The organism is Mycobacterium sp. 236(2023) (genome assembly GCF_029623955.1).
Taxonomy (GTDB): Bacteria; Actinomycetota; Actinomycetes; order Mycobacteriales; family Mycobacteriaceae; genus Mycobacterium.
In genome coordinates this window covers 1-21,532 of record NZ_JARSBP010000004.1, presented here as the reverse complement: position 1 = coordinate 21,532, position 21,532 = coordinate 1, and the positions used below count along the sequence as shown (strand labels likewise).

Genomic DNA, 21,532 nt, shown 5'->3' with positions numbered 1-21,532 from the left:
AATGGAGAACAGCGTTTTCGACCAATTGCCGCTACTGCTCGCGGTCCCGCGTGCTGCCGCCATCCTGGGAATAAGTCGCGCCTCGGCCTACCGGCTTGTGGCCACAGGCGAGCTCCCGTCTCGGCGACTTGGCGGCCGCGTGTACGTCGTAACCGCGGAACTGCGTGACTTCGTGGCTGCCTGACCCCTCAGCGCGCATCCGAGGGCGGACGCACCTAGCGGGCCGCCCAGCAATGCTTACGGTGCAAGATCGACCTAGGCCACCGCCATTCCAAAGGACTAAGCGATGAGCAGTGACGCCAACAATGAATGAAGAGCCGCAACGACGCACACGCCGCGCCGAACCCATCTCCCGCAAGGTTGCCCGTAATGGCAGGGTCGCCTACACATTTCAGACTGACGTCGGTACCCGCCCCGACGGTAGCCGCGACCGGCAACGCTTCACCTACTCCACCCTGGCCGAAGCCAGACGCGAGTACCGACGCATCAGCACGGAGGCTGCCGCGGGCACATTCGTCAAACGTCATCAGGTCACAGCGGCCGAATTCTTGACCGAATGGCTCGACGGCCGCCGCGACGTTCGGCCTAACACCCTCGCAGGGTACCGATATTCGCTCAAACCGGTGATCGACCACCTGGGCGCAATCCCCCTGCAACACTTGAGGACGGCTGACATCGACGGCCTGGTGACGGTACGGCTCAGTGGTGCACCGGTGGCCCAGCGGGACAAGCGCGGGCGCCGCGCCGCGGAGGTCTTGACGCTCCTCCGGCAGCACGCTGACGGCCTGCAGTACAGCGACATTCAGGCCGCGCTGGGCAATCCCGGCATCAAAGCACTGGACCGGCTGGTCGCCGCCGGAGAGGTGTTGCGGCCCGGCCGTGGGCGCTACCAAGCCGCCAGCTCAGCCGATCCGGAACGCCCCAGCGTGTCGGGCGGAGTCAGTGCCCGCACCGTGGTCACCATGTTGGTGGTGCTGTCGTCGGCTCTGGACGATGCAATGAAGCAAGGCCTCGTGGCCCGCAATGTCGCGCGGATGGTCAAGCGCCCGGCAGTAGAGCACCACGAGATGGCTACCTGGACGCCCGAACAAGCGGCGAAGTTCCGCGACCATGTGCGCGACGATCGACTATTAGCCTGCTGGCTGCTGACACTGGCAGGGCTACGCCGGTCGGAGGTACTGGGGCTGCGTTGGTCCGATTGCGATTTCGCTGCGGGCACCGTGTCGGTGGCCCAGGGCCGCGTGGTCGTCGCTGGTGCAGGCACGGTAACCGGCGACCCGAAGTCGAAGCGGTCCCGACGCGCGCTGCCCATGCCCAGCGACGTAATGGTCGCGCTGAAAGCGCTGAAGATTCAGCAGGCCGAGGAACGGCTTGCGCACGGCGCGGGGCACCCCGATACCGGCCTGGTCGCACTCAACGCCGACGGCTCCCCCATTCGGCCGGAAACCTACTCCTTCGAGTTCACTCGGCAGGCGAACGCCGCTGGAGTGCCGGCGATCCGCCTGCACGACGTCCGGCACACCGCGGCCACCATGCTGCTGGACAGCGGGACCACACCATCTGCAACGGCCAAGTGGCTGGGTCATGACCCGGCCATCACGCTGCGGGTCTACGGACACGTTTACGACGACGCGCTGGCGGCAGCGGGCGATGCCCTGCTCGGCCGGTCGCGATCCACGTAGGACCGGGGTTATTCAGTCTCGTTGTCGGTCTGCTGACGCAATTCGTGAATGAAGTCGTACGCCGGACGGAAGTGTGGCGGCACCGGTCCTCCATCAGCCGCATCGCCGATATACGCCCCCACCTCGGCCTCGTAGAGCGCGCCTTCTACCACAAACTCCGTCACACGAACTGCCACAGGATCGCTGAAAGTGCCTACTGGCAGCGCGATCTCGTCGAGCTCGACAAGCGCGTTGATGTAATGCAACGTCTCGATAGCGACGACCGCTATGTGCGAGAACACGCCCACTGCGGCCCGATAACGCTCAGTGACGTCGAAGTAGCCCGTGCTGACTTCGTCGCCATGCGCAACGTCCTGATAGAGCCACGCATAAGCAAGGTCGACGTCTGTAAACCGGCCCCGCCCGGCCTCACCGTCCTCGCCAGCGACATAGCTACTCCAAAACGCACGCGTGTGCGAAGTGCGGTCGGTCGCCTCAGTCCACTCTTCCCGAATGTCTCGTGACGAGGCGCTTAGCGTCGGGTCATCCATATTCGTCAAGCGATCAAGGGCATCGAGGGCCTTCACCCAGAAGAGACGGTCTGACGCCAGGGTGAACGCGCGCACGCGGGTGGCCAGCGACTCGAACTGGACCTCGTCCGGCAACCGGGTTCGCAGTGTGGCGGTGCCGTCGCTGCGCACCTCGGCCTCGACTGGCACTCGCATCAGTTTCCGAAGGAGGTCGCCCGGCATCGGCTGTTCCTCACCTACCGCTTCGTCTAGAGCGAGCGGGTGCAGTGCGACGCGCCGAAGGCGGCGAACGAAGTCGGCCACCACAGCGGTGTCGTTGTCTCGCTGCCGTAGGGCGGCCATACCTACGACGGTAGGTCTCAGCGCCCACATGCAGAGTAGGAACGCCCCCCGGGCAGTTGGCACGCTCTTGGCACAGTGGGGGGCTTTGCGGGAGTGAGAAGTATCAGGAGTACGGAATTGGACCTGCAAAGACATCGGTGGGCGCGGACGGTTTCGAACCGCCGACCGCTGGTGTGTAAAACCAGAGCTCTACCCCTGAGCTACGCGCCCGATCCCGGGCAGGTTACCTGCATTGGCTGCCCATTCGGAAATTCGTTCAGCCCCTCAGCGCGGCCAGTGCCGCCGTCCAGCCGGCCTGATCGCGGGGCTCGCCCGGCTCCTTGCATTCGGCGAACCGCACCACACCGGACCGGTCGATGACGAAGGTGCCGCGGTTCGCGAAACCGGAAGCCTCGTTGAACACGCCGTAGGCCTGGCTGACCGCGCCGTGCGGCCAGAAGTCCGACAGCACGGGGAACGTGTATCCCCGATCGGTGGCCCAGACCTTGTGGGTGGGCGACGGCCCCACCGAGATCGTCAGCGTCGCCGTCTCGTCGTTGACGAAATCACCGAGATGATCCCTGATCTCGTCGAGCTCGCGCTGGCAGATCCCGGTGAAGGCGAGGGGGAAGAAGACCAGCACGACATCCTTGGCACCGCGAAAACCAGACAGCGTCACCAGCTGGTTGTTCTGGTCCTTGAGGGTGAAGTCCGGCGCGATGTCACCGACCCCGAGCACTGCTACCGCTGCTTCGTGATGGCCTTGGCCTTCGGTTGCACCAGGCGGCTCGCGATCCAGTCCCCCAGGTTGGCCGACGAGGTCTGCATCAGCCCGGCCGTCGGCGCCGACTCGGCGATCTCGGCGGGCTGCACATGGCCGGGTTTGCCGGTCTTGGGAGTGACGACCCAGATGACGCCGTCCTCGGCCAACGGCGTGATGGCGTCCATCAGCGTGTCCACGAGGTCACCGTCGGTGTCGCGCCACCACAGCAGCACCACGTCGACGACCTCATCGGCGTCTTCGTCGAGCAGGTCGGCGCCGCTCTCGTCCTCGATGGCGAACCGGATGTCGTCGTCGGTGTCGTCGTCCCAGCCCAACTCCTGCACAACCTGGTTTTTTTGGATGCCCAGCTTTTGGGCGTAGTTCGGGGAGTCACCCGCCGACACCACGGTCAGTCCTCCTTCAATTCAACCGGGCGCACTCTGCGCCCGGTCATTGATCTATCGTCGCATGCCCACGCCATACAGCAAGCCATCTAGCGGCAGGTTTATCGGTATGCCGCGTCGCAGCGGTCCAAAGCGGTGGTCTTGGCGTCGTTCAGCCGGGCGATCGCGTCGTTGAAGTCGTCTGTTCCGTAGTTCCCGGCGATCGCCGTCGCAACCCCGCGAGCGGCATCCACCCACGCGTTGAGCGAGTCCCGCAACTCCGGGGTCAGTGGGTCGGAGATGCTGCCTGCGACCAGGTCCGCGCTGTGGTTGAGGGCATCCACGGCCGGGCCGGCGGCCCGCAAGGCGTCGGCGGGGTTGGTGTTGAAGGCATCGACGTAGCTGTTGACGGCGCCGATGGCCTCCGCACTGCTGGAGCTCATCGCCTCGCACGACGTCCGCACCGCCTCTACGGTGAGCGTGGCCTGCCGTTCAGACTCGCGGGCACTTGAGCTGGCCGCCGACTCTTCGATGGACGCGGTCACGGACGCGCGATACAGCGGCGCATCCCCCGGAGCCACCGAGGCGTCACCGTCGGTGACATTCGTGCACCCGACGACAACCATCGCCAGCGCAGCGAACGTGCCTGCAACAGCCGCGGCGAGCCGCACACGGGCGCTCGGCCACCCCATCAGCACAGTCTGCAGACGTTACCGGGTCCGGGCCCACCCGCTAGTGCGTATCCGGCAGGATTAGACAAGGATGGAAGTCGCACGCCGAATGTGAAGTAACCCGCTGAGCCCAAGCGTGCGCGTATTTTCCACCGCCTAACAAGGAGCGGAAGTTGACCACCGAGTTCGTGCGCCAGGACCTGGCCCAAAACTCCAGCAGCACAAGCGATCACGATCGCGTCCGGGTGATCCGGGAAGGCGTCGCGTCGTACCTGCCCGACATCGATTCCGAGGAGACCGCCGAATGGCTGGAGTCGTTCGACCAGTTGGTTGAGCGGTCCGGACCGGCGCGGGCGCGCTACCTCATGCTGCGCCTCCTCGAACGCGCCAGTGAGCAGCGCGTCGCGATCCCCGCACTCACGTCCACCGACTACGTGAACACGATTCCGACGGAGTTGGAGCCGTGGTTCCCCGGCGACGAGGACGTCGAGCGCCGCTACCGCGCCTGGATCCGCTGGAATGCCGCGATCATGGTGCACCGCGCGCAGCGCCCGGGAGTCGGTGTGGGCGGCCACATTTCGACGTATGCGTCGTCGGCAGCGCTGTACGAGGTCGGCTTCAACCACTTCTTCCGCGGCAAGTCCCATCCCGGCGGTGGTGATCAGATCTTCATTCAGGGCCACGCCTCCCCCGGCGTGTATGCCCGCGCGTTCCTCGAGGGCCGCCTGACGGCCGACCAGTTGGACGGATTCCGCCAGGAGCATTCCCATCCCGGCGGCGGATTGCCGTCCTACCCGCACCCGCGCCTGATGCCCGACTTCTGGGAGTTCCCCACGGTGTCGATGGGGCTGGGCCCGATGAACGCGATCTACCAGGCGCGGTTCAACCACTACCTGCACGACCGCGGCATCAAGGACACCTCCAAGCAGCATGTGTGGGCGTTCCTCGGCGACGGCGAGATGGACGAGCCCGAGAGCCGGGGCCTGATCCAGGTGGGCGCCAATGAGGGCCTGGACAACCTGACGTTCGTCGTGAACTGCAACCTGCAGCGCCTCGACGGCCCGGTGCGCGGCAACGGCAAGATCATCCAGGAGTTGGAGTCGTTCTTCCGCGGCGCGGGCTGGAACGTCATCAAGGTGGTGTGGGGACGTGAGTGGGACACCCTGCTGCACGCCGACCGTGACGGTGCGCTGGTGAACCTGATGAACACCACCCCCGACGGTGACTACCAGACCTACAAGGCCAACGACGGCAGTTACGTGCGCGATCACTTCTTCGGGCGCGACCCGCGCACTAAGGCGCTCGTCGAGCCGATGACGGATTTGGAGATCTGGAACCTCAAGCGCGGCGGCCACGACTACCGCAAGGTGTACGCCGCCTACCACGCGGCGATGGAGCACAAGGGTCAGCCGACGGTGATCCTGGCCAAGACCATCAAGGGCTACACGCTGGGTAAGCATTTCGAGGGCCGCAACGCCACGCACCAGATGAAAAAGCTTGCGCTGCAAGACCTCAAGGATTTCCGTGACGCCCAGCGCATCCCGCTCTCCGATGAGCAGCTGGAAAACGATCCGTATCTGCCGCCGTACTACCACCCCGGCCCGGAGGCTCCCGAGATCCGCTACATGCTCGATCGTCGCCGCGCCCTCGGCGGGTTCCTGCCCGAGCGGCGCACCAAGACCAAGGCGCTGACGCTGCCGGGCCGCGACACTTACAAGGCGTTGAAGAAGGGGTCGGGCAAGCAGGAGGTCGCCACGACCATGGCGACGGTCCGTACCTTCAAGGAACTGTTGCGGGACAAGAACATCGGCTCGCGCATCGTGCCGATCATCCCCGATGAGGCGCGCACGTTCGGGATGGACTCGTGGTTCCCCAGCCTGAAGATCTACAACCGCAACGGCCAGCTGTACACGGCCGTGGATGCGGAGCTGATGCTGGCGTACAAGGAATCCGAGGTCGGCCAGATCCTGCACGAGGGCATCAACGAAGCTGGATCGACATCGTCGTTCACCGCGGTGGGCACGTCCTACGCCACGCACAACGAGCCGATGATCCCGATCTACATCTTCTATTCGATGTTCGGGTTCCAGCGCACCGGCGACGGGCTGTGGGCCGCGGCCGATCAGATGGCCCGCGGTTTCGTGCTGGGCGCAACAGCCGGGCGCACCACGCTGGTCGGTGAGGGTCTGCAGCACGCCGACGGCCATTCGCTGCTGCTGGCGGCGACCAACCCGGCCGTCGTGGCGTACGACCCGGCGTTCGCCTACGAGATCGCCTACATCATCGAGAGCGGCCTGGCCCGGATGTACGGGGAGAACCCCGAGAACGTCTACTTCTACATGACGATCTACAACGAGCCGTACGTGCAGCCCGCCGAGCCGGAAGGCATCGACGTCGAGGGGCTGTTGCGGGGTATCTACCGCTACCAGGCGGCTCCGGAGACGAAGTCGAACACGGCCCAGATCCTGGTGTCCGGCGTCGCCATGCCCTCAGCGCTGAAGGCCGCCGAGATGCTCTCCCAGGAGTGGGATGTGGCCGCCGACGTGTGGTCGGTGACCAGCTGGGGCGAACTCAACCGCGACGGGGTGGCCATCGAGAAGGAGAAGCTGCGCTACCCGGACCGGCCCACCGCCACCCCGTACATCACCCAGGTACTGGCGGACGCGACCGGACCCGTGGTGGCGGTGTCTGACTGGATGCGGGGTGTGCCCGAACAGATCCGGCCCTGGGTGCCCGGCACCTACGTCACGCTCGGCACGGACGGGTTCGGCTTCTCCGACACCCGTCCGGCGGCGCGGCGCTATTACAACACCGACGCCGAGTCGATCGTCGTCGCCGTCCTCGAAGGGCTTGCCCGCGACGGCAACATCGACATCTCGGTGGCCGTCGAGGCTGCGCGCAAGTACGAGATCGACGACGTGATGGCGGCACCGGAACAGACGTCTGATCCGGGCGTCGCCTGACCTGGAGGGTTCGCACAAAACCAGGCGTAGATTTTAGGGATGTCCGACAACAATCGGTTCATCCCGCCGAAGTCGACCGTCGAGGTGCTGGAGGTGGTCCCCGACTCCGTGCTGCGCAGGATCAAGCAGTACTCGGGCCGGCTGGCCACCGAAGCGGTCCAGGTCATGGGTGAACGGCTGCCGTTCTTCGCCGACCTGGAGGCATCGCAGCGGGCCAGCGTGCAGCTCGTCGTGCAGACGGCGGTGGTGAACTTCGTCGAGTGGATGCGCAATCCGCAGAGCGACGTCAGCTACACCGCCCAGGCGTTCGAGGTGGTGCCGCAGGATCTGCGCCGGCGCATCGCGCTGCGGCAATCGGTCGAGATGGTGCGCGTGACGATGGAGTTCTGTGAGGAAGTGGTGCCGCTGCTGGCCCGTTCCGAAGAGCAGCTGACCGCGCTCACGGCCGGGATTCTGCGCTACAGCCGGGATCTGGCGTTCGCGGCTGCCACCGCCTACGCCGATCAGGCCGAAGCGCGCGGCGCGTGGGACACCAGGATGGAGGCGAATCTGGTCGACTCGGTCGTGCGCGGCGACACAGGGCCCGAGCTGCAGTCCCAGGCGGCGGCGCTGAACTGGGATGCGACGGCGCCGGCGACCGTCATCGTCGGGCTGCCGCGTCCTGATCGGGTCGATTTCGTCGGTGAGGACGTCCACGAACTGGCCAGCCGCAACGGGCGTGCCGCGCTGTCCGACGTGCACGGCACCTGGCTGGTCACCGTCGTGTCGGGAGGACTGTCGCCGACGGACCGCTTCCTGGCCGAGCTGATGAGGGTGTTCGCCGACGGGCCGGTCGTTATCGGGCCCACCGCGCCGACGCTCACCGCTGCGCATCGCAGCGCCAGCGAGGCCATCGCAGGCATGAATGCGGTCGCAGGCTGGGCGGGTGCGCCGCGCCCCGTCGCGGCACGCGAGTTGCTCCCGGAACGCGCGCTCCTCGGCGACGTCACCGCAGCCGAGGCCCTCGACGCGGACGTGATGCGGCCTCTGGCGGACGCCGGTCCGGCCCTGATGGAGACCCTCGACGCCTACCTCGACTCAGGTGGCGCGATCGAGGCTTGCGCACGCAAATTGTTCGTTCATCCAAATACTGTCCGGTACCGCCTGAAGCGGATCGCCGACTTCACCGGCCGAGATCCCACCGTTCCGCGCGATGCCTATGTGCTGCGGGTGGCGTCCTCGGTGGGCAGATTGAACCGGCACGTCAGCTTATCGACGCCTGCGACATCAAGATCGGGGCAGCTCACCGGTGTTGCTTCGGTCACATCGACGGACGAACTCCGGGGTTGAGATGTTGCGGCGAGGTCTCGGTGACGTCGCATCACATGCAAATTTGTGGGCTCCCCACAAAAACCTAAGACGAGGTTCATAATCTCTTACACCGCGAAAATCCTCCTTCATAAGGTTCTCTTAAGAAGTGCCCGACAAGACTGTGCTCGCATTCCTTGCGCCCGGACAGGGCTCGCAGACCCCCGGCATGCTCGCCGAGTGGCTGGAGCTGCCGGGTGCGGCCGACCGCATCGCAGGATGGTCGGAGATCAGCGGACTGGATCTCGGGCTGCTCGGCACCACGGCTACCGCTGAGGAGATCACCGACACCGCGGTGACCCAGCCTCTCGTCGTGGCGGCCACGCTGCTCGCATTCGAAGAACTCAAGAAGCGCGAGGTTCTCACGGGGGAAGAGCAGATCGTCGCCGCCGGGCATTCGGTCGGCGAGATCGCCGCCTACGCCGTCGCGGGGGTCATCTCCGCCGACGAGGCCGTCGCGCTCGCCGCGACCCGCGGTAAGGAAATGGCCAAGGCCTGCGCGCTGGAGCCCACCGGGATGTCGGCGCTTCTCGGCGGCGACGAGGCCGAGGTGCTGGCGCGACTGGAAGCACTCGATCTGGTCCCCGCCAACCGCAACGCCGTGGGCCAGATCGTCGCCGCCGGTGCCGTCGCGGCCCTGGAGAAGTTGGCAGAGGATCCGCCGGCACGTGCCAGGATCCGTCCGCTGGCCACCGCAGGTGCGTTCCACACCCAGTACATGGCCCCGGCGCTCGACGAGTACACCCGCGTCGCCGACCGCGTCGATCCGGCCGACCCGTCCGTCACGCTGCTGTCGAACTCCGACGGCCGTCCCGTGTCGTCGGGAGCTGACGCCATGGCCAAACTGGTGGCCCAGATGATCCGGCCGGTGCGCTGGGATCTGTGCACCGAGTCCATGAAGGAGCTTGGTGTCACGGCGATCGTCGAGTTCCCGCCCGCGGGGACGCTGACCGGAATCGCCAAACGAGAACTTCGGGGAACGCCGACGCACGCCGTCAAGTCCCCCGCTGACCTGGACGGGCTCGCCGAGACACTGCGCGCCTAGTCCAGAAATATCCACAGCTCGATCACATCCAGTTGAAGTAACCAAGAAATAGAAGGAGCCATTGTGGGCGCCAGCCAGGAAGAAATCATCTCGGGTCTCGCGGAGATCATCGAAGAGGTCACCGGTATCGAGCCCTCCGAGGTGACCCCTGAGAAGAGCTTCGTCGACGACCTGGACATCGACTCGCTGTCGATGGTCGAGATCGCGGTGCAGACCGAGGACAAGTACGGCGTGAAGATCCCCGACGAGGACCTCGCGGGCCTGCGCACCGTCGGTGACGTCGTCGCCTACATCCAGAAGCTCGAAGAAGAGAACCCCGAAGCCGCCGCGGCCATCCGGGCACAGATTACGGGCGACAAGTGACCAAACCTTCCACTGCTAACGGCGGTTTTCCTAACGTCGTCGTGACCGCCGTCACGGCGACCACCTCGATCGCACCGGATATCGAGAGCACGTGGAAGGGCCTGCTGGCGGGCGAGAGCGGCATCCGCATTCTCGAAGACGAGTTCGTCGAGAAGTGGGATCTTGCGGTCAAGATCGGTGGGCACCTCAAGGAGCCCCTCGATCCCCTCATGAGCCGGCTGGAACTGCGACGCATGTCGTACGTCCAGCGGATGTCGAAGTACCTCGGTAACCAGCTGTGGGACAGCATCGGGCGTCCGGAGGTCGATCCCGACCGGTTCTCGGTCGTGATCGGCACCGGCCTCGGTGGTGGCGAGAAGATCGTCGAGACCTATGACGCGATGAACGAGGGCGGCCCCCGCAAGGTGTCGCCGCTCGCCGTTCAGATGATCATGCCGAACGGTGCGGCTGCCGTCGTCGGTCTGGAACTGGGCGCCCGCGCCGGGGTCATCACCCCGGTGTCGGCGTGCTCGTCGGGTTCGGAGGGCATCGCCCACGCCTGGCGCCAGATCGTCATGGGTGATGCCGACATCGCCGTCTGCGGCGGCGTCGAAGGCGGTATCGAAGCGCTGCCCATCGCGGCGTTCTCGATGATGCGCGCGATGTCCACCCGCAACGAGGATCCAGAAGGCGCATCGCGGCCGTTCGACAAGAACCGTGACGGCTTCGTCTTCGGCGAAGCGGGTGCGCTGATGGTCATCGAGACCGAGGAGCACGCGTTGGCTCGCGGCGCCAAGCCGCTGGCTCGGCTCATGGGTGCGGGCATCTCGTCGGACGCCTTCCACATGGTGGCGCCGGCGGCCGACGGCAAGCGCGCCGGTTATGCGATGCAGCGGGCGATGGAGACGGCAGGGTTGTCCCCCAAGGACATCCATCACGTCAACGCGCACGCCACGTCGACCTCGATCGGCGACGTCGCCGAGGCGAACGCCATCCGGGTCGCCGGAGTGGAGCACGCCGCGGTGTACGCGCCGAAGTCCGCTCTGGGCCACTCCATCGGTGCCGTAGGAGCACTGGAGTCGATCCTGACGGTGCTCTCACTGCGCGACGGGGTCATCCCGCCGACACTGAACTACGAGACGCCCGACCCCGAGATCGATCTCGATGTCGTCGCGGGCGAGCCTCGATACGGCGACTATCAGTACGCCATCAACAACTCGTTCGGTTTCGGTGGACACAATGTCGCTCTGGCCTTCGGGCGTTACTAAGAGAGCATTCAGCACCTAGAAGCACCCAGAAAGGACGCGCTGCGCAGTATGGCTTCGCCGACAACAGGTAATGGTTTGCCGGACGTCGTGGTCACGGGCATTGCCATGACCACGAGTCTGGCCACCGACGCCGAAGCCACCTGGCAGTCGCTCCTGGACGGTCAGAGCGGCATCCGTCTGCTCGGCGACGACTTCGTCGAGCATTTCCAGCTGCCGGTCAAGATCGGCGGACATCTGCACGAGGACTTTGAATCCGAGCTCAACAAGGTTGAACGTCGGCGCATGTCCTACGTGCAGAAAATGGCCACGGTGCTGGGCCGGCGGGTTTGGGAGAATGCCGGTTCACCCGAGGTCGACACCGAGCGGCTCCTCGTCTCGATCGGCACCGGCCTCGGTGGCGCCGAGGCTCTGGTGTTCGCCTATGACGGACTGCGGGAGCGGGGCCTTCGCTCCGTGTCCCCGCTGTCCGTGCAGATGTACATGCCCAACGGCCCGTCCGCGGTCGTCGGGTTGGAGCGGCACGCCAAAGCCGGTGTGGTGACCCCGGTTTCGGCGTGCGCCTCCGGTTCGGAGGGCATCGCCCAGGCGTGGCGCAACATCGTGCTCGGCGAAGCCGACATCGCGATCTGCGGTGGAGTGGAGCAACGCATCGAGGCGGTGCCGATCGCGGCGTTCGCCCAGATGCGCATCGTGTTGTCGAACAACAACGACGACCCCGCCGGCGCGTGCCGTCCCTTCGACAAGGACCGTAACGGCTTCGTCTTCGGTGAGGCGGGCGCTCTGCTGGTCATCGAGACCGCGGAGCACGCCAAGGCCCGCGGCGCCAAGCCGCTGGCGCGGCTCATGGGAGCCAGCATCACCTCCGACGGCTTCCACATGGTGGCGCCCGACCCCGACGGAGAACGTGCCGGCTACGCGATGACGCGTGCCATCCAGCTCGCCGGTCTCACGCCCACCGACATCGACCATGTCAACGCACACGCGACCGGCACCAGCGTCGGCGACGTGGCGGAGAGCAAGGCCATCAACAACGCGATGGGCGGCCACCGCCCCGCGGTATACGCACCCAAGTCGGCACTGGGTCACTCGGTCGGCGCCGTCGGCGCCGTCGAGTCGATACTGACAGTGCAGGCGCTGCGCGACGGGGTCGTCCCGCCGACGCGGAACTTGAAGAACCTGGATCCAGAGATCGACCTCGACGTCGTCGCAGGCGTTCCCCGGCCCGGCAACTACGAGTACGCCATCAACAATTCGTTCGGATTCGGCGGGCACAATGTCGCACTCGCCTTCGGCAAGTACTAGGACGCAGGAGAACCATGACGACGATTGAGAACCGCCCCGCCCCCGATGTGAACGAATCCGTCGACCCCCGCGACCCCCTGCTGCGGCTGTCCAACTTCTTCGACGACGACAGCGTCGAGTTGCTGCACGAGCGCGACAAGTCCGGCGTCCTCGCGGCCGCGGGCACCGTCAACGGCGTGCGCACCGTTGCCTTCTGCACCGACGGCACCGTCATGGGCGGCGCGATGGGCATCGAGGGTTGCAAGCACATCGTCGACGCCTACGACGTCGCGATCGAGGAGCAGAGCCCCATCGTCGGCATCTGGCATTCCGGTGGTGCGCGCCTCGCCGAGGGCGTGAAGGCGCTGCACGCGGTCGGTCTGGTGTTCGAGGCGATGATCCGGGCTTCGGGGTACATCCCGCAGATTTCCGTCGTCGTCGGCTTCGCCGCGGGCGGCGCCGCCTACGGCCCGGCACTCACCGACGTCATCGTCATGGCCCCGGACAGCAAGGTGTTCGTCACCGGCCCCGACGTCGTGCGCAGCGTGACCGGTGAGGACGTCGACATGGTCTCGCTGGGAGGCCCCGAAGCTCACCACAAGAAGTCCGGCGTGTGCCACATCGTCGCCGACGACGAGGCCGACGCCTACGAACGCGGTCGCCGCCTGGTCGGACTGTTCTGCCAGCAGGGTCATTTCGACCGTGCGAAAGCCGAAGCGCAGGACTCCGACCTGAAGGCGCTGCTGCCCGAGTCGGCTCGCCGCGCCTATGACGTGCACCCGCTGGTCGAGGCACTGCTCGACGAGGGCGTGCCGTTCGAGGAGTTCCAGTCGCGTTGGGCACCTTCGATTGTCGTCGGCCTGGGCCGGCTGGCCGGTCGAACGGTCGGCGTGATCGCGAACAACCCGCTGCGCCTGGGCGGCTGCCTGAACTCCGAAAGCGCCGAGAAATCAGCACGTTTCGTGCGCCTCTGCGACGCGTTCGGCATCCCGCTGGTCGTCATCGTCGACGTGCCCGGCTACCTGCCGGGCGTGGATCAGGAGTGGGGCGGCGTGGTCCGCCGCGGCGCCAAGCTGCTGCACGCGTTCGGCGAGTCGTCGGTCCCCCGCGTCACGCTGGTCACCCGCAAGATCTACGGCGGCGCCTACATCGCGATGAACTCGCGGTCGCTGAACGCCACCAAGGTGTTCGCGTGGCCCGAGGCCGAGGTCGCCGTCATGGGCGCCAAGGCCGCAGTCGGCATCCTCCACAAGAAGAAGCTGGCGGCCGCTGCACCCGAAGAGCGTGAGGCGCTGCACGAGGCTCTGGCTGTCGAGCACGAGAGGATCGCGGGCGGTGTGGATTCCGCGATCGAGATCGGTGTGGTCGACGAGAAGATCGATCCTGCACACACGCGGTCGCGGGTGACCCAGGCGCTGGCGGAGGCCCCGATGCGCCGCGGCCGCCACAAGAACATCCCACTGTGATCTAGCGGGCGGTGGCCAGCAACTCTTCGGCCGTCGCCTCTGCTTTCGCGCGGTCGTCTGCGACGAGCCCGATCCGGGTGCGGCGGTCGAGGATGTCCTCGACCGTGAGCGCACCCTCGTGGGTGACTGCGTACTCGAATTCCGCTCTCGTGACGTCGATCCCGTCGGCGACCGGTTCGGTGGGGCGCTCGCAGGAGGCGCGGGCGATGACGTTCGGCGCTTCCGCGCCGAACCGCGCCACCAGCGATCCCGGCAGCGGGGCCGGCGAGCGCAGTGTCGCAACGGGATTCGACGGTGCCCCGACCAGCGGCAGGTTCCGGGTGCGGCAGACGCCCGCGGTGAGCCCGCGCAGCTCAACCGTGCGGTTCACGACATCCTCGGCCATGTAGCGGTATTCGGTCAGCTTTCCACCGATGATGCTGATGACGCCCGACGGCGACTCGGTGACGGCGTGCTCGCGCGAGACGTCGGCTGTTCTGCCCGCACCGGCGTCGATCAGCGGCCGCAGTCCGGCATACGAGCCCTTCACATCAGCCGTGGTCAAGGCGGTGTTCAGGGCGGTGTTGACGGTGTCGAGCAGGAACGTGACCTCAGCCGGCGTCGGCTCGGGGACATCGGGAATCGGGCCGGGCGCGTCCTCGTCGGTCAGCCCGAGATAGACCCGGCCGAGCTGTTCGGGCATCGCGAACACGAACCGGTTGATCTCACCGGGGATCGGAACCGTCAGCGCCGCAGTCGGATTGCCGAATGCCGCGGCGTCGAACACCAGGTGCGTGCCGCGGCTGGGCCGCAACTTCAACGAGTCGTCGACCTCTCCCGCCCACACGCCGCAGGCGTTGACGACCGCGCGCGCGGACACTCGCAGGGATTCGCCGGTGAGGGTGTCCGTCAGTGTCACGGAGTCGCGAGACGCGTCCGACGCCGCGACGCGCGTCAGGATCCGCGCACCGTTCTGCGCCGCGGTGCGCGCGACGGCCGTGACCAGTCGCGCGTCGTCGATGAGCTGACCGTCGTAGGCCAGCAGGGCACCGTCGAGACCGTCGCGGCGCACCGTCGGTGCGAGTGCGACGGCGTGGGCCGCGTCGACGCGCCGCGAGCGGGGCAGTGTGGATGCCGGAGTTCCGGCGAGCCTGCGCAGGCCGTCGCCCGCGGCGAAGCCCACCCGCACCAGCGCCCTCGACGCGGCATTCATCTCGGGAAGCAGCGGAACCAGCTGCGGCATCGCGTGAACCAGATGCGGCGCGTTACGGGTCATCAGGATGCCGCGCTCGACCGCGCTCCTGCGGGCGATCCCGACGTTGCCGGTCGCCAGATAGCGCAGCCCTCCGTGCACGAGCTTGGAACTCCAGCGGCTGGTGCCGAACGCCAGATCGTGTTTCTCGGCCAGGACCACCGACAGCCCGCGTGTCGCGGCGTCGAGCGCGATGCCCGCACCGGTGATGCCGCCGCCGATCACGACGAGGTCGACGGACGCCCCGTCGGCCAGCGCGGCCAGCTCGGACGCACGCCGAGAGGCATTCAAAGCCGTTGCGCCACTCACGGTTTCAGGTATCCGTTCAGCGAGTGCGCGAGCTCGACATTGAGCGCGTCGCGGTCGAGGATCTTCTCCACCATCTGGGCGGACTGGATCGTCGACTGCGTGATGAGCAGGCACATGGCGCCCATCTGGAGGGGGTCACCCTCGCGCACACTGCCGTCGTCCTGGCCCAGCTTGATCGCGATGGCGAGCGAGTCGACGAGCAGCTGCTGGCTGGTGCCGAGACGCTCGGTGATGTAGACCATCGCCAGCGTGGGCGCATTGAAGATCACCGACATGACGATCTCGTCGCCGCGGAGATGTTCGGCGATCGCGACGACCCGGTCGACGAGGTCCTCTCGGCTGACCCCCACGTGCGGAACGGCTTCGAGGACACCGGAGATCCGGACGGTGAGCAGCTCGGCGATGACCCAGCGGATGTCAGGCCACCGACGGTAGATGGTGGGCCTGCTGACGCGGGCCCGGCGCGCGATCTCGGTCATGGTGGTGCGCTCCACGCCGAAGGCGAGGATGCACGCCGCAGCGGCGTCGAGAATGCGCTGCTCGACGCTCGCCTCTGAGTTACGGATTGACACCATCTGTAATACTGTAACGCATGATGCAATGGAACGCCTGGGGCGACCCCGAAGCAGCGAAGCCGCTCTCCCCCGGGATTCGGTCGTTGCTCGACCAGGCGCTCGGCATCGACGGCACCGGCGTCGATGAGCCCACCCGTGAACAGGTCCGGCTGCGGCCGTCCGCGCTGTCCAAGGCGGACCGCGATGGGCTGAGCGCGATCGTCGGCCCTGAACACCTGGCCATCGACGACGGAGCCCGGCTCCTGCGAGCCGGTGGTAAATCCACGCTGGACCTGTTGCGCCGCAGAGACTTCGGTGTCCAGGACGCGCCCGATGCCGTGCTGGTGCCCGGCAGCGAAGCAGAAATAGTCGAAATCCTGCGTTTCTGTGCCGACCGCAGCATCGCGGTTGTCCCCTTCGGTGGCGGCACCAGCGTCGTCGGCGGGTTGGACCCGACGCGCGGCGACTTCAAGGCCGTCATCTCACTGGACCTGCGCAGGCTCGACGAGGTGCACTCCGTCGACGACGTCTCCTGGGAGGCGGAACTCGGCGCGGGGCTGACGGGCCCCGAGGCAGAGCGCCTGCTCGGCGAGCGCGGATTCTCGCTGGGCCATTTCCCGCAGAGCTTCCTGTTCGCCACGATCGGCGGCTTCGCCGCGACCCGGTCCTCGGGTCAGAATTCGGCCGGCTACGGGCGGTTCAACGACATGGTGCGCGGGCTGCGCGCCGTCACCCCGGCGGGCATCCTCGATCTGGGCCGAGCGCCGGAATCGGCCGCCGGGCCGGATCTCCGTCAGCTGCTGATCGGCTCCGAGGGAACACTCGGGATCATCACCAGGGTCCGCGTCCGCATCCATCCCGTGCCGGAGGCCACCCGGTACGAAGCGTGGACGTTCCCCGATTTCGCGACGGGTGCCGACGCACTGCGCACGGTGGTGCAGACCGGCACCGGACCGACCGTGATCCGGCTCTCCGACGAAGCCGAGACCGGGGTCAACCTCGCGACCACCGAGAGCATCGGCGAGCAGACAAACCCCGGCGGTTGCCTGGCCATCACGGCCTTCGAAGGCACCGAAGCCCACGTTGCGAGCCGCCACGAGGAGACGCGGAACCTGTTGCTGGCCAAGGGCGGAACTTCGCTGGGCGAAGGCCCCGCAGAAGCCTGGGAGCACGGCCGGTTCAACGCGCCGTACCTGCGGGACGCACTGCTGTCGGCCGGGGCGTTGTGCGAGACCTTGGAGACCGCGACCAACTGGTCGAACGTTCCTGCGCTGAAAGCCGCCGTCACCGAGGCACTGACGAAGTCGCTGGAGGATTCCGGCACGCCAGCGCTCGTCCTGTGCCACATTTCGCACGTGTACCCGACCGGAGCTTCGCTGTACTTCACCGTCGTCGCGGCACAGCGCGGCAACCCGATTGAGCAGTGGCGCAAGGCCAAAGCCGCCGCGTCCGATGCCATGGTCCGCACCGGGGCGACGATCACCCACCACCACGCCGTGGGCGCCGACCACCGGCCGTGGATGCGTGACGAGGTCGGCGACCTCGGTGTCACGGTGCTTCGGGCCGTCAAGGCCGCGCTCGATCCGGCGGGAATCCTGAACCCGGGCAAGCTGATTCCATGACACGCGTGACGGTGCTGACCAACCCGGCCTCGGGTCACGGCAGCGCACCGCACGCCGCCGAGCGCGCGATCACGCAGTTGCACAGGCGCGGTGTCGATGTCGTCGCCATCGCGGGTCGCGACTCCGCCCATGCCCGGCAGCTCGTCGAGGGCGCGCTGGAACGGGGCATGGACGCACTCGTCGTCGTCGGCGGGGACGGCATCATCTCGCTGGCGCTGCAGGTGCTCGCGCAGACCGACATCCCGCTGGGCCTCATCCCGGCCGGTACCGGCAACGACCACGCGCGTGAATTCGGCATCCCCACCAAGGATCCCGAGGCGGCGGCCGACGTCATCGTCGACGGGACCGCTGACGCAGTGGATCTCGGCCGCATCTCGGGCGCCGATGGCACGGACCGGTGGTTCGGCACGGTGATGGCCGCGGGCTTTGATTCCCTGGTGACCGACCGAACCAACCGGATGACCTGGCCGCATGGCCGGATGCGCTACAACCTGGCGATGGTGGCCGAGATCTCGAAGCTTCGGCTGCTTCCGTTCCGGCTGTCGTTCGACGGGGGTGCCGAGGTCACGACCGAGCTGACTCTCGCGGCGTTCGGCAACACGAAGAGCTACGGGGGCGGGATGAAGATCTGTCCTGGCGCCGACCCGCGGGATGGCCTGCTGGACGCCACGATGGTCGCGTCCGCGTCGCGGACGCGATTGATCCGGCTGTTCCCGACGGTGTTCAAGGGCACGCACGTCGACCTGGACGAGGTGACGACGAAGCGGGCGCGGACGATCTCGGTCGACTCCCCCGGGATCAACGCGTACGCCGACGGCGAATACGTATGCCCGCTGCCGGTCGAAGTTTCGGCCGTCCCGAAGGCGCTGAAGATCCTGCGGCCGTAATCTACGTCAGCCGACTCCCCTGCTCAGCCAGCTGACCTCGGCGCCCTCGCCGCCGTCACGGTAGGCCTCCAGCGCCTCGTCCCACGCCGTCCCGAGCACCGTGTCCAGTTCGGCGGCCAGCATGTCCGCACCCGAGGCCATCAGGGTCCGCAGTCTCATCTCGCCGACCATCACGTCACCGTTGGCGCTCATCGCACCACTCCAGAGTCCGAGCTGCGGGGTGTGGCACCACCGGCTGCCGTCGACGCCGCTGCTGGGGTCCTCGGTCACCTCGAAGCGGAGCACCGACCACGAGCGCAGCGCGTTTGCCAGCTGTCCCCCGGTGCCGACGGGGCCGACCCAGTTGGTGACGGCGCGCAACTGTCCCGGCATGGCCGGCTGCGGGGTCCACTTCAGATTCGCCCTCGAGTTGAGGGTCGACGACAACGCCCACTCCACATGCGGGCACACCGCCGCGGGCGAGGCATGGATGTACACCACGCCTGTCGTCGCGTCGGCGAATTGGTTCGCTGCACGCATCCTCTACTCCTTCGGTTCCACGAGGGACGTCTTCCCCAACGACCTGGTGGTTTCCGAACGGATTCGAGCGCTGCATAGCAATGAAGTTGTGGCTTGCGGGTCTATTGTGCCTTGTGAGGCGCATGTTGCGCTAGTCCGCCCTAAACACTCTTAGGACTTCATCAGACAGGGCGGGCATCACCGAATGCGCCCACTCCCCGAATTTGCGGTCGGTCAACACGACGAGGGCCAGCATGGCCTCCGGATCGACCCACAGGAACGTCCCGGACTGGCCGAAATGGCCGAACGCGCGCGCCGAATTGGACGCGCCGGTCCAGTGCGGAGACTTGCTGCCACGGATCTCGAAACCCAGACCCCAGTCGTTCGGGCGCTGCACCCCGAAACCCGGCAGCACGCCGTCCAGCCCCGGGAACTGCACGCTGGTCGCCTCGGCGTGCATCTGCTCGGACACTGTCTCGGGCGCCAGCAGGTCGCTCGCGAACGCCACCAGGTCGTCGACGGTCGACGTCGCGCCATAACCGGCGGCCGCGGTGCCACCCTCGAATTCCGTATCGGTCATGCCGAGCGGTTCGAACACCGACTCGGCGAGATAGGCGGTGAACGGGATCGACGACTCGGCTTCGAGGACGTCGGCCAGCGCGGTGAAGCCGTAGTTGGAGTAGATCCGTCGGGTGCCCGGCTGGGCGAGCACCTTCGGCGAGGTCATCTCGTAGCCCCCGGCATGGGCGAGGAGATGACGAACGGTGGCGCCCGGCGGGCCCGCTTCGGTGTCGAGCTCGAGCGCGCCCTCCTCCACCGCGATCTGCGCCGCCCGCGCGACGAGCGGCTTGGTCACCGAGGCCAGCGGGAAACGTGCCCGGGTGTCACCGTGGCGTTCCAAAACGCCGGAAGGCCCGACCACCGCGGCTGCGGCAGTGGGGACCGGCCAGTCGTCAAGTGCATCGAGAGCGCTCATCGCGCTTGAGCCTACTTACGGGCGACGTAATAGAAGTTGATCGGATCGGAGTCGATCTCCCTCACCTCGACGTCATCGAATCCCGCCTCGGCGAGCATCGACACCGCGAGCTCGCGGCCCCAGCAGGTGCCCAGCCCGTCTCCGTCGAGGCCGAGCGACACGCTCATGCAGTGCATCGTCGACACCGTGTGCAGGTAGGTGGCCAGCGGCACACCGACGTTGTTCTCCACGCGGCTCGACGATTTGATGTCGACCATCAGGAACGTCCCTCCGGGACGCAGGGCGCGATGGATGTTGGCCAGCACGCGGGCCGGGTGGGCCTGGTCGTGGATGGCATCGAACGCCGTGATCACGTCGAAGGTGTCGGCCTCGCCGTACTTGGCGACGTCGGCAGCCTGGAAACGCACGTTGTCGAGTCCCAACCGCCGCGCCTCGCTGACACCGACGCCCAATCCCTCGTCGGAGAAGTCGATGCCGACGAAGCGGCTGGCCGGGAACGCCTGAGCCATCACATTGACGGCGTGCCCACTGCCGCAGCCGAAGTCGGCCACGTCAGCACCGGCGCGAAGGCGTTCGGGGAGGCCGTCTGCCATCGGGAGGATGCCGTCGACGAGCGCGGCGTCGAACACTTCCCCGCTCTGTTCGGCCATCAGCGTGTGAAAGCGCGGGTACTCGGCATACGAGAGTCCGCCACCGCGGCGGAAGCATTCGATCACCTTCTGCTCGACCTCGCTGAGCAGCGGGATGAACTGCGCCAGGCGGGCCAGGTTGTCCGGGCCCGCTGCCCGGGTCAGTACGGCGGCGCGTTGCGGTGTAAGCGAATACGTCTGGGCAGACGGGTCGTAGTCCACGATCTGGCTCGCGACCATGCCGCCGAGCCATTCGCGCACATACCGCTCGTTGAGTCCGGCGGCGTCGGCGATCTGCGTGCTGGTGGCGGGCGGCAATGTCGCCATCGTGTCGAAGAGTGCGGTCTGGTGGCCGATCGACAGCAGCAGCGCGACGCCGGCGTCGTCGATGGCGCCGGCGATGCGTTGCGCGAAGTCCTCGGTGGCCTCAAGCGTCGTCATGTGATCACGGTAGGCGGACCACGTTGTCCAGAAAATAGTCTGCCGAGACAGCTTGATGGACATCCGTATGGACACTGTTCCAACAAAGCATCGACCCATTAGGGTTGGGGCATGTCTCAGACTGTGCGTGGTGTGATCTCCCGGAGTAAGGCTGCCCCGGTGGAGGTGGTCGATATCGTGATCCCCGATCCCGGCCCCGGCGAGGTGATCGTCGACATCCAGGCATGCGGGGTCTGCCATACCGACCTGACCTACCGCGAAGGCGGCATCAACGACGAATTCCCCTTCCTGCTCGGCCACGAAGCCGCCGGCATCGTCGACACCATCGGCGAAGGCGTCACCAA

General features: G+C 66.9%; 21 protein-coding genes and 1 tRNA gene. 12 read left to right on the top strand and 10 right to left on the bottom strand.

Annotation, left to right across the window (positions count from 1 at the left end; genetic code table 11):
- Position 1: 1 nt before the first annotated feature.
- Together P9A17_RS17225 and P9A17_RS17220 are read left to right on the top strand one after the other, a co-directional pair.
- Entirely contained in the window at positions 2 to 184 is a 183-nt protein-coding gene (locus tag P9A17_RS17225) for a helix-turn-helix domain-containing protein (RefSeq protein WP_278039918.1), read from the top strand.
- A 121-nt stretch (positions 185 to 305) separates the two neighbouring features.
- Positions 306 to 1,682, top strand: a complete 1,377-nt coding sequence (locus tag P9A17_RS17220; RefSeq protein WP_278039917.1) for a site-specific integrase — start codon at positions 306 to 308, stop codon at positions 1,680 to 1,682.
- An 8-nt stretch (positions 1,683 to 1,690) separates the two neighbouring features.
- On the opposite strand, the gene P9A17_RS17215 is transcribed toward P9A17_RS17220, so the two are convergent.
- From P9A17_RS17215 to P9A17_RS17195, 5 genes are all read right to left on the bottom strand, one after another.
- A complete protein-coding gene (locus tag P9A17_RS17215) occupies positions 1,691 to 2,533 on the bottom strand; it encodes a hypothetical protein (protein ID WP_278039916.1) in 843 nt (280 codons plus the stop codon).
- 138 nt (positions 2,534 to 2,671) lie between these two features.
- Positions 2,672 to 2,743 (bottom strand) — tRNA-Val (locus tag P9A17_RS17210).
- 46 nt (positions 2,744 to 2,789) lie between these two features.
- On the bottom strand, positions 2,790 to 3,251 hold the full coding sequence (locus tag P9A17_RS17205; RefSeq protein WP_278039915.1) for a peroxiredoxin: 462 nt from the start codon (positions 3,249 to 3,251) through the stop codon (positions 2,790 to 2,792).
- 2 nt (positions 3,252 to 3,253) lie between these two features.
- Positions 3,254 to 3,682, bottom strand: a complete 429-nt coding sequence (locus P9A17_RS17200) for a DUF3052 domain-containing protein (protein ID WP_278039914.1) — start codon at positions 3,680 to 3,682, stop codon at positions 3,254 to 3,256.
- Positions 3,683 to 3,780: 98 nt separating this feature from the next.
- Positions 3,781 to 4,356 (bottom strand): hypothetical protein, encoded by a 576-nt coding sequence (locus P9A17_RS17195; protein WP_278039913.1) that lies wholly within the window; start codon positions 4,354 to 4,356, stop codon positions 3,781 to 3,783.
- Between the two features lie 146 nt (positions 4,357 to 4,502).
- Between P9A17_RS17195 and aceE the strand changes: the two genes are divergently transcribed.
- From aceE to P9A17_RS17160, 7 genes are all read left to right on the top strand, one after another.
- Entirely contained in the window at positions 4,503 to 7,292 is a 2,790-nt protein-coding gene (gene aceE / locus P9A17_RS17190) for a pyruvate dehydrogenase (acetyl-transferring), homodimeric type (RefSeq protein WP_278039912.1), read from the top strand.
- Between the two features lie 39 nt (positions 7,293 to 7,331).
- Positions 7,332 to 8,621 (top strand): PucR family transcriptional regulator, encoded by a 1,290-nt coding sequence (locus P9A17_RS17185; protein ID WP_278039911.1) that lies wholly within the window; start codon positions 7,332 to 7,334, stop codon positions 8,619 to 8,621.
- 142 nt (positions 8,622 to 8,763) lie between these two features.
- Positions 8,764 to 9,684 carry an ACP S-malonyltransferase gene (locus tag P9A17_RS17180; RefSeq protein WP_278040563.1) on the top strand — a complete coding sequence of 307 codons (921 nt, stop codon included), beginning with the start codon at positions 8,764 to 8,766 and terminating at the stop codon, positions 9,682 to 9,684.
- Positions 9,685 to 9,747: 63 nt separating this feature from the next.
- Positions 9,748 to 10,047, top strand: coding sequence for a meromycolate extension acyl carrier protein AcpM (gene acpM / locus P9A17_RS17175; protein WP_003933335.1), 300 nt, complete (start codon positions 9,748 to 9,750; stop codon positions 10,045 to 10,047).
- Positions 10,044 to 11,294, top strand: coding sequence for a 3-oxoacyl-ACP synthase KasA (gene kasA, locus P9A17_RS17170; protein WP_278039910.1), 1,251 nt, complete (start codon positions 10,044 to 10,046; stop codon positions 11,292 to 11,294). The genes acpM and kasA overlap by 4 nt, the downstream gene beginning before the upstream one ends.
- Positions 11,295 to 11,342: 48 nt before the next feature.
- Positions 11,343 to 12,596: a 3-oxoacyl-ACP synthase KasB gene (kasB, locus tag P9A17_RS17165; RefSeq protein WP_278039909.1), complete on the top strand. Its 1,254-nt coding sequence runs from the start codon at positions 11,343 to 11,345 to the stop codon at positions 12,594 to 12,596.
- 14 nt (positions 12,597 to 12,610) lie between these two features.
- On the top strand, positions 12,611 to 14,041 hold the full coding sequence (locus P9A17_RS17160; RefSeq protein ID WP_278039908.1) for an acyl-CoA carboxylase subunit beta: 1,431 nt from the start codon (positions 12,611 to 12,613) through the stop codon (positions 14,039 to 14,041).
- Between the two features lies 1 nt (position 14,042).
- Here P9A17_RS17160 and P9A17_RS17155 read toward each other — a convergent pair whose 3' ends face one another.
- Together P9A17_RS17155 and P9A17_RS17150 are read right to left on the bottom strand one after the other, a co-directional pair.
- Positions 14,043 to 15,581, bottom strand: a complete 1,539-nt coding sequence (locus P9A17_RS17155) for a glycerol-3-phosphate dehydrogenase/oxidase (RefSeq protein ID WP_278039907.1) — start codon at positions 15,579 to 15,581, stop codon at positions 14,043 to 14,045.
- The gene (locus P9A17_RS17150; protein ID WP_278039906.1) at positions 15,578 to 16,156 is read right to left on the bottom strand and encodes a TetR/AcrR family transcriptional regulator; all 579 of its coding nucleotides are present in this window, start codon (positions 16,154 to 16,156) and stop codon (positions 15,578 to 15,580) included. Before P9A17_RS17150 ends, P9A17_RS17155 begins: the two co-directional genes overlap by 4 nt.
- Before the next feature lie 20 nt (positions 16,157 to 16,176).
- Here P9A17_RS17150 and P9A17_RS17145 point away from each other — a divergent pair, with 20 nt between their 5' ends.
- The gene (locus tag P9A17_RS17145; protein ID WP_278040562.1) at positions 16,177 to 17,757 is read left to right on the top strand and encodes an FAD-binding oxidoreductase; all 1,581 of its coding nucleotides are present in this window, start codon (positions 16,177 to 16,179) and stop codon (positions 17,755 to 17,757) included.
- Complete coding sequence (locus P9A17_RS17140; RefSeq protein WP_278039905.1) at positions 17,754 to 18,644, top strand: diacylglycerol kinase; 891 nt, start codon at positions 17,754 to 17,756, stop codon at positions 18,642 to 18,644. Before P9A17_RS17145 ends, P9A17_RS17140 begins: the two co-directional genes overlap by 4 nt.
- A 6-nt stretch (positions 18,645 to 18,650) precedes the next feature.
- Here P9A17_RS17140 and P9A17_RS17135 read toward each other — a convergent pair whose 3' ends face one another.
- The 3 genes from P9A17_RS17135 to P9A17_RS17125 all read right to left on the bottom strand — a co-directional run bounded on the left by P9A17_RS17135 (position 18,651) and on the right by P9A17_RS17125 (position 21,188).
- The gene (locus P9A17_RS17135) at positions 18,651 to 19,163 is read right to left on the bottom strand and encodes a DUF3145 domain-containing protein (protein WP_278039904.1); all 513 of its coding nucleotides are present in this window, start codon (positions 19,161 to 19,163) and stop codon (positions 18,651 to 18,653) included.
- 130 nt (positions 19,164 to 19,293) lie between these two features.
- Positions 19,294 to 20,118, bottom strand: a complete 825-nt coding sequence (locus P9A17_RS17130; RefSeq protein ID WP_278039903.1) for a serine hydrolase domain-containing protein — start codon at positions 20,116 to 20,118, stop codon at positions 19,294 to 19,296.
- A gap of 11 nt (positions 20,119 to 20,129) precedes the next feature.
- Positions 20,130 to 21,188: a class I SAM-dependent methyltransferase gene (locus tag P9A17_RS17125; RefSeq protein ID WP_278039902.1), complete on the bottom strand. Its 1,059-nt coding sequence runs from the start codon at positions 21,186 to 21,188 to the stop codon at positions 20,130 to 20,132.
- A gap of 111 nt (positions 21,189 to 21,299) precedes the next feature.
- Between P9A17_RS17125 and P9A17_RS17120 the strand changes: the two genes are divergently transcribed.
- On the top strand, positions 21,300 to 21,532 hold a 233-nt coding region (locus tag P9A17_RS17120), incomplete at its 3' end, for an alcohol dehydrogenase catalytic domain-containing protein (protein WP_278039901.1).

What these genes read in the sequence shown, in the direction of transcription:
- P9A17_RS17160 (WP_278039908.1), top strand. Translation starts at nt 12,611, where the DNA reads ATGACGACGATTGAGAACCGCCCCGCCCCCGATGTGAACGAATCCGTC.
- P9A17_RS17215 (WP_278039916.1), bottom strand. Translation starts at nt 2,533, where the DNA reads ATGGCCGCCCTACGGCAGCGAGACAACGACACCGCTGTGGTGGCCGAC.
- P9A17_RS17145 (WP_278040562.1), top strand. Translation starts at nt 16,177, where the DNA reads ATGCAATGGAACGCCTGGGGCGACCCCGAAGCAGCGAAGCCGCTCTCC.
- P9A17_RS17135 (WP_278039904.1), bottom strand. Translation starts at nt 19,163, where the DNA reads ATGCGTGCAGCGAACCAATTCGCCGACGCGACGACAGGCGTGGTGTAC.
- P9A17_RS17130 (WP_278039903.1), bottom strand. Translation starts at nt 20,118, where the DNA reads ATGAGCGCTCTCGATGCACTTGACGACTGGCCGGTCCCCACTGCCGCA.
- P9A17_RS17220 (WP_278039917.1), top strand. Translation starts at nt 306, where the DNA reads ATGAATGAAGAGCCGCAACGACGCACACGCCGCGCCGAACCCATCTCC.
- P9A17_RS17225 (WP_278039918.1), top strand. Translation starts at nt 2, where the DNA reads ATGGAGAACAGCGTTTTCGACCAATTGCCGCTACTGCTCGCGGTCCCG.
- kasB (WP_278039909.1), top strand. Translation starts at nt 11,343, where the DNA reads ATGGCTTCGCCGACAACAGGTAATGGTTTGCCGGACGTCGTGGTCACG.
- P9A17_RS17125 (WP_278039902.1), bottom strand. Translation starts at nt 21,188, where the DNA reads ATGACGACGCTTGAGGCCACCGAGGACTTCGCGCAACGCATCGCCGGC.
- P9A17_RS17185 (WP_278039911.1), top strand. Translation starts at nt 7,332, where the DNA reads ATGTCCGACAACAATCGGTTCATCCCGCCGAAGTCGACCGTCGAGGTG.
- P9A17_RS17150 (WP_278039906.1), bottom strand. Translation starts at nt 16,156, where the DNA reads ATGGTGTCAATCCGTAACTCAGAGGCGAGCGTCGAGCAGCGCATTCTC.
- P9A17_RS17140 (WP_278039905.1), top strand. Translation starts at nt 17,754, where the DNA reads ATGACACGCGTGACGGTGCTGACCAACCCGGCCTCGGGTCACGGCAGC.